This is a genomic window from Blautia sp. Sow4_E7 (genome assembly GCF_052116245.1).
Lineage (GTDB): Bacteria > Bacillota > Clostridia > Lachnospirales > Lachnospiraceae > Blautia_A.
In genome coordinates this window covers 15397-25767 of record NZ_JBQKLL010000012.1, presented here as the reverse complement: position 1 = coordinate 25767, position 10371 = coordinate 15397, and the positions used below count along the sequence as shown (strand labels likewise).

At 44.9% G+C, this 10371-nt stretch carries 15 protein-coding genes; all 15 read left to right on the top strand.

Annotated elements, in window-relative coordinates; genetic code table 11:
* The first annotated feature begins 1 nt into the window (after window position 1).
* The 15 genes from ACTQ50_RS09080 (at window position 2) to ACTQ50_RS09010 (ending at window position 9991) form a co-directional block, all read left to right on the top strand.
* Window positions 2-1132 carry a baseplate J/gp47 family protein gene (locus ACTQ50_RS09080; protein WP_441483928.1) on the top strand — a complete coding sequence of 377 codons (1131 nt, stop codon included), beginning with the start codon at window positions 2-4 and terminating at the stop codon, window positions 1130-1132.
* The gene (locus ACTQ50_RS09075) at window positions 1133-2014 is read left to right on the top strand and encodes a putative phage tail protein (RefSeq protein ID WP_441483927.1); all 882 of its coding nucleotides are present in this window, start codon (window positions 1133-1135) and stop codon (window positions 2012-2014) included.
* Between the two features lie 14 nt (window positions 2015-2028).
* Window positions 2029-2334 (top strand): hypothetical protein, encoded by a 306-nt coding sequence (locus ACTQ50_RS09070; RefSeq protein ID WP_441483926.1) that lies wholly within the window; start codon window positions 2029-2031, stop codon window positions 2332-2334.
* Window positions 2335-2350: 16 nt separating this feature from the next.
* A complete protein-coding gene (locus ACTQ50_RS09065; protein WP_177290860.1) occupies window positions 2351-2842 on the top strand; it encodes a hypothetical protein in 492 nt (163 codons plus the stop codon).
* Between the two features lie 2 nt (window positions 2843-2844).
* A complete protein-coding gene (locus tag ACTQ50_RS09060) occupies window positions 2845-3015 on the top strand; it encodes a hypothetical protein (RefSeq protein WP_173716207.1) in 171 nt (56 codons plus the stop codon).
* Window positions 3015-3380: a hypothetical protein gene (locus tag ACTQ50_RS09055; RefSeq protein WP_173716206.1), complete on the top strand. Its 366-nt coding sequence runs from the start codon at window positions 3015-3017 to the stop codon at window positions 3378-3380. Before ACTQ50_RS09060 ends, ACTQ50_RS09055 begins: the two co-directional genes overlap by 1 nt.
* A gap of 3 nt (window positions 3381-3383) precedes the next feature.
* Window positions 3384-4430, top strand: a complete 1047-nt coding sequence (locus ACTQ50_RS09050) for an SUMF1/EgtB/PvdO family nonheme iron enzyme (protein WP_441483925.1) — start codon at window positions 3384-3386, stop codon at window positions 4428-4430.
* Between the two features lie 58 nt (window positions 4431-4488).
* Entirely contained in the window at window positions 4489-4920 is a 432-nt protein-coding gene (locus ACTQ50_RS09045) for a four helix bundle protein (RefSeq protein ID WP_418423118.1), read from the top strand.
* A gap of 376 nt (window positions 4921-5296) precedes the next feature.
* Entirely contained in the window at window positions 5297-6517 is a 1221-nt protein-coding gene (locus ACTQ50_RS09040; RefSeq protein WP_441483924.1) for a reverse transcriptase domain-containing protein, read from the top strand.
* Window positions 6518-6662: 145 nt separating this feature from the next.
* The gene (locus ACTQ50_RS09035; protein WP_118608230.1) at window positions 6663-7043 is read left to right on the top strand and encodes a hypothetical protein; all 381 of its coding nucleotides are present in this window, start codon (window positions 6663-6665) and stop codon (window positions 7041-7043) included.
* Window positions 7044-7063: 20 nt separating this feature from the next.
* Complete coding sequence (locus tag ACTQ50_RS09030) at window positions 7064-7381, top strand: hypothetical protein (RefSeq protein WP_441483923.1); 318 nt, start codon at window positions 7064-7066, stop codon at window positions 7379-7381.
* Entirely contained in the window at window positions 7381-7872 is a 492-nt protein-coding gene (locus ACTQ50_RS09025; RefSeq protein ID WP_441483922.1) for a DUF2829 domain-containing protein, read from the top strand. The genes ACTQ50_RS09030 and ACTQ50_RS09025 overlap by 1 nt, the downstream gene beginning before the upstream one ends.
* Window positions 7873-7885: 13 nt before the next feature.
* Window positions 7886-8197 carry an aminopeptidase gene (locus ACTQ50_RS09020; protein ID WP_118608232.1) on the top strand — a complete coding sequence of 104 codons (312 nt, stop codon included), beginning with the start codon at window positions 7886-7888 and terminating at the stop codon, window positions 8195-8197.
* A gap of 2 nt (window positions 8198-8199) precedes the next feature.
* Window positions 8200-8352, top strand: coding sequence for a hypothetical protein (locus ACTQ50_RS09015; RefSeq protein ID WP_441483921.1), 153 nt, complete (start codon window positions 8200-8202; stop codon window positions 8350-8352).
* Entirely contained in the window at window positions 8336-9991 is a 1656-nt protein-coding gene (locus tag ACTQ50_RS09010) for a phage tail tip lysozyme (protein WP_441483920.1), read from the top strand. Before ACTQ50_RS09015 ends, ACTQ50_RS09010 begins: the two co-directional genes overlap by 17 nt.
* Window positions 9992-10371: the final 380 nt, after the last annotated feature.

Below are 10371 nucleotides of genomic sequence, written 5' to 3'. Positions count from 1 at the left end.
GATGGTAGAAGACTTTACATTGCCTGCATTTCTACAGGATTGCGATGTAGATACAATTCATCAGAGAATGATGGATATGCTTCCAGATGATATTGACAAAACGGAGGCTGGTTTCCCATGGGATTTCACCAGGCCAACAGCATTGATCGCATCGGAACTTCTGGAATATTACATCCCGGAAACATTGAAGTTGATGTTCCCACAGTGGAGCAGTGGAGAATTTCTTGATTACCTTGCAAATATGGCAAGGTTAGCGAGAAAAGCACCGAACTTTGCCAGTGTTACGATTGAAATTACCGGAGAACCAGGAACTATTATAGCAACAGGAACGGTGTTTGCGACACCAGCAACAGAAGAAGTGGAGTCTATAGAATTTGCCACCGAAGAGGCGTGCGTACTGAACGAAAATGGCACTGGAACTGTAATCGCCAGAGCAATGATTGCCGGCGTTGAATCAAACGTGAATGCAAACACAATTACGATGATGTCAGTCCCAGTAGAAGGAATTGTATCAATCACCAATCCTGTAAAAGCAACCGGCGGCACAGAGGAAGAAACGGACGATGAACTGAGAGAAAGAATCATGGAGGCAAATGAGCAGATGGATGATTCATATATCGGTAATGAGTCAGATTACAAACGCTGGGCCGAGTCGGTAGCCGGAATAGGAACGGCCATTGTCGTACCAGAATGGAACGGACCAGAAACGGTAAAGATCATCGTGCTTGACGGAAACGGAGAAGCTGCAAACGAAACACTCCAGAAAGCAGTATATAACTACATAATGAGTCCTGAAAGCCCGCTGGACAGGCTTGCACCGCCGAATACTATTTTGACAGTTTCCGCCCCGGAGCTGGTAGAGATAGATTATACCATCAAGAGTATTGAACTGGAAGATGGATACGCTCAGGAAGAAGTCCTAAAAGATTTTAAAGCTGGCCTTGCGAAGTATTACAAGACCGTAAATTCGGAAGGAGAAGTGAAATATAACTGGGTACATTCGGTACTTACCAATACACCTGGCGTTGATGATTTTGAGGAGTTGCTTATGAATGGTGGCATTTCAAACATCGAAATCAAACTGGATCAGTATCCGAACACAAAGTCTGTCGTGGTGAAGGAGGGAAGCTAAATGTTTGATTTAGAGAACTTCCCAACCAGAGAGCTTGCAAGGGACATGATGGGTATGATTTCCCCCATTTATGACAACTCATATGTGGGAAAATGGATTTTCGAGGTTATGAGCGTACCTCTGTCATTGGCACAGGACACAATTAACGAATTAAGGGAGCAGGCATTTCCGGAAACGGCAACCTGGTCCCTTCCTTATTGGGAGCAAAGCTATGGACTTCCAACCAATGAAGCGTTGAGTATTGAAGAACGCCGGAGTCGAGTTATTTCAAAAAGAAACTACAGGAAGCCGATGAATCCGGCCAGAATTGAGATGCTGCTGAAAGAATTGTGCGGAAGAGATGTCAAGCTAATAGAAAACACAGCACCTCATACCTTTGAAATCAGCGTAAGCCCTGGAACTTCGGAAGCCAATTTAGACCAGATCATAAAGCTGGTGAATGAGGTGAAGCAGGCGCAGAAAAGTTTCCGGGTAGTTTTTGACACACAAACGACAATCAAAATTCGTGCAGATCCTCAGTCACAGAAATTCCCTTACCGAATGACAACAAGGGGAAGGAAAGCAGGAACCTATCCACAAGTTAATTGTCTAGGCGTTTCGGAACAGGCTTCCGTTATTGTGTCTACAGACGGAGCCGGCAAGGAATTTCCTTACGTTGTTGCTGGAACTAAACCGGATAGAGCATACGACGCCCGCCTGACTTCGTTACAGCTACAGGCTTCGACAGAAGGTAAGGGAGTCGAGTTTCCCTACCCTATTGCTGGTACAAAGCCAGATAGGAGCTTCCAGGCAACAATAGAACCTGGGGCAGTAAAAATGCAGATTGACAGCACAAAGGCAGAGGTTCTGTATCGTGTCTGTGGAAGCAAAAGAAAATTGTAAAAGGAGGAGTAGCAATGTTATCAGCTGCGGCACTGGCCGGATTTAGAAATCATGTAAAGAATACAGTTGCTTACGCCAAATACAAGATCGGTTCCACCTATTACCGGTCCGAGATTACGGATATCACCATCAACAGCGATGGAAAAGTAAAGATTGAATTTACGTTAAGCCCATCTGTATCTAACGAAGTAAAGGTGACAGAGGTACAGCTCTATAGTACCAGTGGGGAACTTTGGTGGAGCAAAGTAGAAAATATCACCAAGAAAGCCAAAAAGGAAGGTATTTATTACCGAGTAACCATCAACATTTTAGAGGAGTAGGAAGGAGGTATGCACAATGTACGAACCGACATATTGGAAAGATGAAGTCGTAGAAAATCCGTATCGGTACAAAGAAACTCAGAACTCGGATGGAAGCATTGAACACGTCCCTGATCCGGGAGAAGTCCTGCAGGAAGGCACTGAGCAGAGCGCAACTAATTTCAATCACATGGAGCAGGGAATCCTGGAAGCACATGAAATGAGCGCAGAGGCTGTCAGGATGCTGAAAAGTGTTATGAGAAAAGTGGAGGGACTTGACGGCGAGAAAGTCACAGTCACCCTGACAAATTCCCAAACATATCCGTTTAACAACTCAGTGAAAACCATTCAGCTGAAAACTCCACGCAATTATAAGACGTATCTTATCACAGCAGAAGTTATCAGCGTGTCTGGTGGTGCTGTGGGAGATATTGAGTTTACGGACAAGCTGCTGAATGGATTCAAGGTAGCTTACACCGGATCTGCGAAATCAGTAACCATGGACCTGTATGTGAGAGGAGGAATGTAATCATGGCAAATGTGATTATCCAGGACGAAAGAAGACAGGCAGACATCGAGTATGTTGCCAAGAAGTACGGAATCGACACCAACAACCCGGCAATGAGAGAAGCTGCAGAAGTAACTGCGGTCAGAAGCCGTGAAGCAATGGAGATGGGAAGAACACAGAGGAGGTATTATTGATGAAGATTACACATTTACCGGAAGACGGAAAGAATTTCATTCCATACGAGGTATCTGGAAAAACGATCGACTTTGACGATGGAGAGCTGATGTTCAATGTCTCAAAGAAAGAGCGTGACTATGAGGTTGTGATCGATATTTGCGAAGACTACACCGGTGGACTGGTAATGGGAGCCGATGCAGGTGACAAGTATGTTGCACAGATCATTATTCCTGCAAGGGAATATACAGAAGTGGAAAAAGAAAATCCGAACTATGATCCGGAAAATGAAGAGGGAACCGAACAGCCTACTATCAAAGAGCTGAAGCCGGTTCCTTTTTCTATGGATCGTTGCGAACTGAGATTATGGGAAAGAGAGGTCTAAATCATGGCAAATTTTGATGATATGAAGCTGGCAGTCGAGGCACTGTCCGGAGGAAAGAACACAGTTTTATTGGATGATCGTGGGATGCCGTCCATCATGGTTGCATTTCCAAAATTTAAAATCTCAGATGTAATTGCCGGAGGAAGTGAGAACGTCCATCCGGCATTTTCTGTAGGTGGTGCGGAAAAAGATGTTGTGTATGTCTCCAAATTCCAGAATATTGTAATGAATGACAGAGCATACTCACTTCCGTTTAAAGACCCGAAGACCAGCGTGAACTTCGACCAGTCCGTCAACTACTGCAGAAACAAAGGAACCGGATGGGGACTGATGCCGTATTCCTTATGGAGTGCTATTGCTCTGTGGTGCAGAAAGAATGGCACTATGCCGAGAGGTAACAATAACTATGGTTGCGACCATGGATATCCCCATGAGAAAGGAACACCGACATCTTATGACAGCGCAAAGGTCGGACGAGTTGCTACTGGTTCCGGTCCGGACACCTGGAGCCACAACTGGCTTCCAGATGGAATCTTCGATCTGAATGGAAATGTATGGGAGTGGTGCGCTGGCATGAGGCTTGTTGATGGAGAAATCCAGATTATTCCGTATGCAAACAGCATGATTTTGACAACCAGTATGGCGGCCGGCTCTACAGAATGGAAAGCAATCGCAGCTGACGGTTCACTGGTGGCTCCTGGCACTGCCGGTACTTTGAAATGGGATGTTGTTTCTGGAAAGATTCAGCTTACCAAAGGAACTATCACACCGAAAGACACAGGAAACTGGCTGCTATATAACAATATGACACTTGGTGAAGGACTTACAGCAGCTCCGGAGTTGGCAAAAGCTCTCCTCCTGTATCCAGATGAGCCGAACGGAGATTACGGTGGAGATTACCATGGAGTAAATACTTCCGGAGAGCGTTTGCCGCGCTGCGGGGGCAGCTGGGGCAGCACTTCCAATGCTGGCGTGTTCGGCGTGGACCTGGGCGGCCCTCGGGCTAACGCCAACGGCCTCCTCGGTTTCCGCTCCGCTTTTGTAAACTGAGGACTGTAAACTGATTGCCGCCTGGGAAGGCGGCGTTTGTAGTGAAAGGAGAAAGAATGTGGCAGAACAGAGATCCGACAGCATGACAGCAGAGATGGAAGAGGAAGGACTAACGATATTACAGAAAATTGAAGACATGGAAGTCTACGCTCTCCCTCTCATCGAAAGATGGTCCATTGCACACCAGAAATTATTAGGTGACGATATAGCTCATTGTATGAACAGAATGTCGCAGCTGGCGTCGGCATTAACGGTTGCATACTACAAGAAAACTTCCATCAGCGAGCTGGATGAGGCGAACAAAGCCCTCCAGTCTCACATCAGAGTGGCCTACCGCCTGGGATATTTAAAAGGGAAATCTTCCAGGAGTGAATGGGAAGGCCGTTCTGCAGAAATCGGAAGAATGATTGGAAAATATAAAGAATGGGTATACGGCGATCAAAAATCGTCACAACAGAATAAAAGTGCAAAATCAAGGTACAGCCGGTAATGATCCGGTTGTGCCGCCGGGAATAGGCTATTTCGTTTGCCGATCTGCGGGGGCAACTGGAACAACACTTCCAATGCTGGCGTGTTCGGCGTGGACCTGGGCGGCCCTCGGGCTAACGCCAACGGCCTCCTCGGTTTCCGCTTCGCTTTACTCTCATATGCCAGAACCGGTCAGTTCAAGGACTGCCGGCAGTGCGAGAGATTTAAAGGAGTCTATTTCCGCTCCGACCGTGTGGAAGGAGAAAAATGGTTCTACTCGTGCGTGAGTAGAGCCGTCCCTGTGGAGACACACAAAGCAGGAGACACCTATGGAGGCCGCAAGTAACGAGAGTGAAAGCTGCCACACATAGTCAAATATAAAGGAGCGATAACGCAACATGAAGATTAAGAATGTTTTTGATCTTATCTTCTCCATGGAAAATCTGTATGGAGCCTTAGAAGATGCTTCAGATCAAAGGAGATACAACAAGGATGTAATGCTCTTCAATTTCAACGCCTGGGATAATTTGAAAGAGATTAGAGATTCTGTTTACGATGGGACGTATACCATAGACAAATATTATATTTTCTATGTGTACGAACCGAAGAAAAGGATGATAATGTCCATCAAATTTAAACACAGAGTTGTTCAATGGGCGATATACAGAGTTATCAATCCTATGCTGATTAAGGGATATATCAAGGATTCTTACGGATGTATCCCGGAAAGAGGACCGCTGACCGCTATGTTTCGGCTTAAATACTGGTTGGAACAGGTGAACCGTAAGGATGAGCAGTGGTATTACTTAAAGCTAGATATAAGCAAATATTTTTACCGGATATCGCATCGGATACTAAAGAAAATACTTGCAAAGAAAATTAAGGACCAGCGGTTGCTGAAATTGCTGGAATCAATTATAGATTGCAAACATACACCGTTAGGATTGCCGCCAGGACGTTCACCAGGGGAAGTACCTTTGGAAGAACGCCTTTTTGATGTCGGAATGCCTATCGGAAATCTGCTATCACAGGTGTTTGCGAATGTGTATTTGGACGCACTGGATCAGTTCTGCAAGAGGGAATTGCAAATTCATTGTTATGTCCGATACATGGATGATGTGATTATTCTCAGTAGTAGCAAGGCACAGCTCCAGGAATGGAAAGTCAGAATTGCTTCTTTTCTGGAAACGGAGTTGGAACTGCAGCTAAACAATAAAACTTGTATCCGGCCAATAAATCAAGGCATTGAATTTGTCGGATACAGAGTATGGCCTGACAAAGTGGTACTCAGGAAGAAAACAACACTTCACATCAAGAGAGTTTTGAAGGCAAAGAAAGAAGCGTACAGAGTGAAGGAGATTTCTTTTAAGCAGGCAACAGACACGCTGCAGAGTTACTTAGGAATGATGAAATATTGTGACTGTGATGCACTGAAGGAGAAGATCCTGGATGATTTTGTCTTGACGCACGCAGACATGAAACAAATCTACGAGGAAGGAGGGGATCAGGATGAGAACCACTATCGCAGAGGTGATGGATGGTCAGTCGAAGATTATCCAGTTACAGACGAAACTCATAGACCGACTGGCACTTGCGTTGCTGCAGTATGGAACTATTGAGGATGAGGAACTGGCAATGATTAAAGAAGCAGCGGATCTGCAGAAAGGACTGGAAGAATGAAACCTAAAAGCAGAATCAACCGGCGGGCCGGTCCTGGATTCTTGATATATCAATGAATATTGCAGAAATCGAGGTAGAAAAGGAATGACATTAAAAGAACTCATGGAAACTGGCGGAGGAATCCTTTTCATTGTCCTTACATTAGTGCAGATAGCACCAATCAAGTTCAATCCCTGGACAGCACTGGCTCGGGCAATCGGGCGAGCGTTAAACAAAGAAGTCATGGATAAGATTGAGGAGGGGGATGCGAAAAATGCACGCTACAGAATTATTCGATTTAACGATGAAATTCGACATAATGTAAGGCATACGGAGGAACATTTCAATCAGATTATCGATGATATTGATACTTACGAAAAATATTGTAGAACCCATCCTAAATTTCCGAATGGAAAGGGAGTTCATTCAGTAGCAAACGTCAAAAAGATTTACGAAAAATGCAGTGATGAGAACTCTTTTCTGTAATTTAGGAGGTTGCAGGTGAAATGAAAAAAACTAAAAAAATGGTTGCGGCCGTAAAGAAGGTCGGAACCTTGAACCTGGTACTGATTCTGGTCGGTGCCTTTTTTGTTTGGTTTAACTGGCAGATGATCCTGGTTTTCCGGGAATATGGAAGTATGCCGGAAACCTATGCCTGCGCTGTTGTGGCAGCAACAATAGGTGAGTGTGGAATCTGCGGCTGGATTCGGACGAATAAAGACAAACGGCTGGATCGAAAATGGCAGAAAGAGGACGAAAAAGAAAGTCAAGAACAATATGTCCCCGACATGAATGTCGGGAACCTGGATAAGGAGGACGAATAATGATATTTGCAGAAGCATTAAAGGTAATGAAGGGTGGAAGAGGAGTAAAACTTCCATCATGGGGAGGATATTGGTGGTGGGATGAAGAGTCTCAGACAATCCTTATGTACACAAAAGACGGTGGCTGTATGGACATAAGGGAAACACAGAAAGTTGAGTATACAATTCAGAATATTCTTTCTGATGAATGGATTGTTGCGGATGGTCGGAACTGCCCGATTCTTGGCGGAGAGGCAACGTTTTCTTTTGGCGAAGCCATTAAGTATCTGAAAAGAGGAGCTAAAGTGGCACGTAAAGGCTGGAACGGTAAGAAACAGTATATCCAGCTTGCAACTGGGATTTCCTACAAGACAGCGGATGAAGAGATTATAAACTGCGAACATGACGCTATCGGAAACATGGCTATAGCATTTGTTGGAACATCTGGAGTACAGATGGGATGGCTTGCATCACAGGCAGACATGTTAGCAGAAGACTGGGTATTTGCATAAAGGAGGGCAAACTATGAGCTTAGAGATTTTTTTACTGTTACTGCTGATTGTATCTATTTTTACAGGACTCTTCACAGAGGGAATCAAGAAATTGATGGATGAGGTAAACAAGAAATACCTCTCCAATTTCTTGGCCGGTTTCGTTGCAGTCGTACTGTCAGTTCTGGTAGATGCGGGATATATCATTCTGACGGAGGCACAGATCAATGCAAAGATGGCTGTATATTTAATCGCTCTGGTACTGTTATCCTGGCTGGCATCAATGGTGGGATACGACAAGGTGATCCAGGCTATTACGCAGTGCAAGAAGTACAAAGAGGAGTAGACATGGGGAATGTAGCAAAAATCGTAGTGGGGGTGCTTGCCATAGGCGGCACCTTTTTCATTCTGTTAGTCAGAGAATTTGGGGAATTTATTGACGAAGTTTCGCCCTACAACTGGGGAGAAAGCGAGGTGCTGAAAGATGAGTATAAACGTTGAGGCGGAGAAAAGAGCCTATAAGAAATTCAGACAGGCCGGCATGACTGCAGCTGGGGCTTGCGGCCTGATCGGAAACCTGGAAGCGGAGAGTGATGGTTTCTACACAAACCGGGTTGAATACCTGTGCCTTAAACGGCTGAAAGAAAACGGAAAGGTTTATACTGATACCACTTATACTGCTGCAATCGACAGCGGAAAGATCTCCTGCGAGGAGTTCTTACATCCGCTTTCCGGAAAACAGTATGGGTACGGATTGGCCCAGTGGACAAGTCCTGGCAGAAAATCTGGTCTTTGGAGTTTTGCCAAGCAGAGAGGCGTGTCCATCGCGGACGAAGATATGCAGCTGGATTTCTTACTGAAAGAACTGAGAGAAAGCTACAGCCCGGTTTTGGCTATTCTCAAATCAGCAACAACAATCCGGCAGGCATCCGATGTTGTTTTAAAGAAGTTTGAAATTCCGGCCAACACAGGGGAAAGCGTATGCGAAAGTAGAGCGGCAAGAGGCCAGAAATTCTATAACGATTATGCAAAGGAGGAAAAAATCGTGAGCGTGAAAATTAGTAATTGTGGACATGATGAAAATGGACGTTATGCAGGAGGCCAGGCGGGCGATCAGACTGGCACAGAGTATCAGATCATCAACTGGTACAACAGACCTTGGCTCTGTGTTTTACGATTTGAGGACCAGGAAGTAGCGGCAATGATTGCAGAGATGGCAACACAGGCCGCAAACAATAATATGATCGGCTATGACCAGGGAACTGCAGGGAATAGTAATGATCGCTATACCTTCTGGGAGCAGCTGGCCGCAAATGGTTATGATCCATCAAAAATCAAAAAGCCATGCGAAACAGACTGCAGCCAGAGTACCGCAAGCATTGTGAAAGCAGTCGGATACCGTCTGAATAAGCCGAAGCTGAAAGCAGTTAGCATTTACTTGACTACATATAACATGAGAAGCGCATTCAAGACAGCGGGAGCAAAGGTTCTCACCGATCAGAAATATCTGACAAGCGGTACATGCCTAAAGCCTGGAGATATCCTGCTGAATGACAATCATCATGTGGCTATCGCAGTGAGCGGAGATGCCAGTTCCAATGCAACTCCGGCAAAGAAGAATTATTTGGAAAAGGGAGATTCTGGATCAGAAGTAACCACGATGCAGAAAATGCTTATCAAGGTTGGATACTCTTGCGGATCTGCAGGAGCGGATGGAGACTTCGGCTCTGGTACGGATGAAGCACTTCGCAAGTTCCAGAAGGACAATGGGCTGGTGGTTGATGGACAGTATGGAACTAACTCCAAAGCCAAGCTGACTGCTCTGTACAACAAAAAGGTTGGAACCACCACATCCACCAAGAAAGACGTAACGACAGTAGCCAAAGAGGTGATTGCCGGTAAGTGGGGTAGCGGAGATGATCGGAAAAAGAAGCTGACTGCGGCCGGCTATAATTATGACACCGTCCAGAAGAAAGTGAATGAGCTGCTGAAGGCAAGTACAAAGAAATCTGTAGCCGAAGTTGCGAAGGAAGTCGTTTCCGGAAAATGGGGAAACGGAGCTGATCGGAAGAAAAAACTGGAAGCAGCCGGTTACAATTATGCCGAAGTCCAGAAAGAAGTAAACAAGCTGCTGAAATAACAGCGGAGAAATGGTGCTTTTGAAGAGAGTCTGCACCTCTGAGGAAAATATATCACACACGCCCTGGTCCTTCGGGACTGGGGCATTTTTTATTGTAAAATGCGGAGCAAGTTAGAGGTAAAAATCAATATACAAAATAACCAAAATTTTAATGCTATTTTTGACGAAATGTGCCTGAGCAACGATAGAGATTTTTTCAATACTTAATATGCCTAAAGGCTAAAATTCGGTATAGAAGCGTGTATGAGCGTATAGACATATATGCAAAATAAGAAAACAGATCACAAATATGTTCGCAAAATCGAGTTTTCCACATTATCCACACTCAAATGAGGATAAGATACAAATGCGTAAAGCCTTATAAATAAAGGAAAATCTTC

Bases quoted from the DNA above. Each gene is read 5' to 3' on its own strand.
- ACTQ50_RS09080 (WP_441483928.1), top strand. From the start codon at position 2: ATGGTAGAAGACTTTACATTGCCTGCATTTCTACAGGATTGCGATGTA.
- ACTQ50_RS09075 (WP_441483927.1), top strand. From the start codon at position 1,133: ATGTTTGATTTAGAGAACTTCCCAACCAGAGAGCTTGCAAGGGACATG.
- ACTQ50_RS09070 (WP_441483926.1), top strand. From the start codon at position 2,029: ATGTTATCAGCTGCGGCACTGGCCGGATTTAGAAATCATGTAAAGAAT.
- ACTQ50_RS09065 (WP_177290860.1), top strand. From the start codon at position 2,351: ATGTACGAACCGACATATTGGAAAGATGAAGTCGTAGAAAATCCGTAT.
- ACTQ50_RS09060 (WP_173716207.1), top strand. From the start codon at position 2,845: ATGGCAAATGTGATTATCCAGGACGAAAGAAGACAGGCAGACATCGAG.
- ACTQ50_RS09055 (WP_173716206.1), top strand. From the start codon at position 3,015: ATGAAGATTACACATTTACCGGAAGACGGAAAGAATTTCATTCCATAC.
- ACTQ50_RS09050 (WP_441483925.1), top strand. From the start codon at position 3,384: ATGGCAAATTTTGATGATATGAAGCTGGCAGTCGAGGCACTGTCCGGA.
- ACTQ50_RS09040 (WP_441483924.1), top strand. From the start codon at position 5,297: ATGAAGATTAAGAATGTTTTTGATCTTATCTTCTCCATGGAAAATCTG.
- ACTQ50_RS09035 (WP_118608230.1), top strand. From the start codon at position 6,663: ATGACATTAAAAGAACTCATGGAAACTGGCGGAGGAATCCTTTTCATT.
- ACTQ50_RS09030 (WP_441483923.1), top strand. From the start codon at position 7,064: ATGAAAAAAACTAAAAAAATGGTTGCGGCCGTAAAGAAGGTCGGAACC.
- ACTQ50_RS09025 (WP_441483922.1), top strand. From the start codon at position 7,381: ATGATATTTGCAGAAGCATTAAAGGTAATGAAGGGTGGAAGAGGAGTA.
- ACTQ50_RS09020 (WP_118608232.1), top strand. From the start codon at position 7,886: ATGAGCTTAGAGATTTTTTTACTGTTACTGCTGATTGTATCTATTTTT.
- ACTQ50_RS09015 (WP_441483921.1), top strand. From the start codon at position 8,200: ATGGGGAATGTAGCAAAAATCGTAGTGGGGGTGCTTGCCATAGGCGGC.
- ACTQ50_RS09010 (WP_441483920.1), top strand. From the start codon at position 8,336: ATGAGTATAAACGTTGAGGCGGAGAAAAGAGCCTATAAGAAATTCAGA.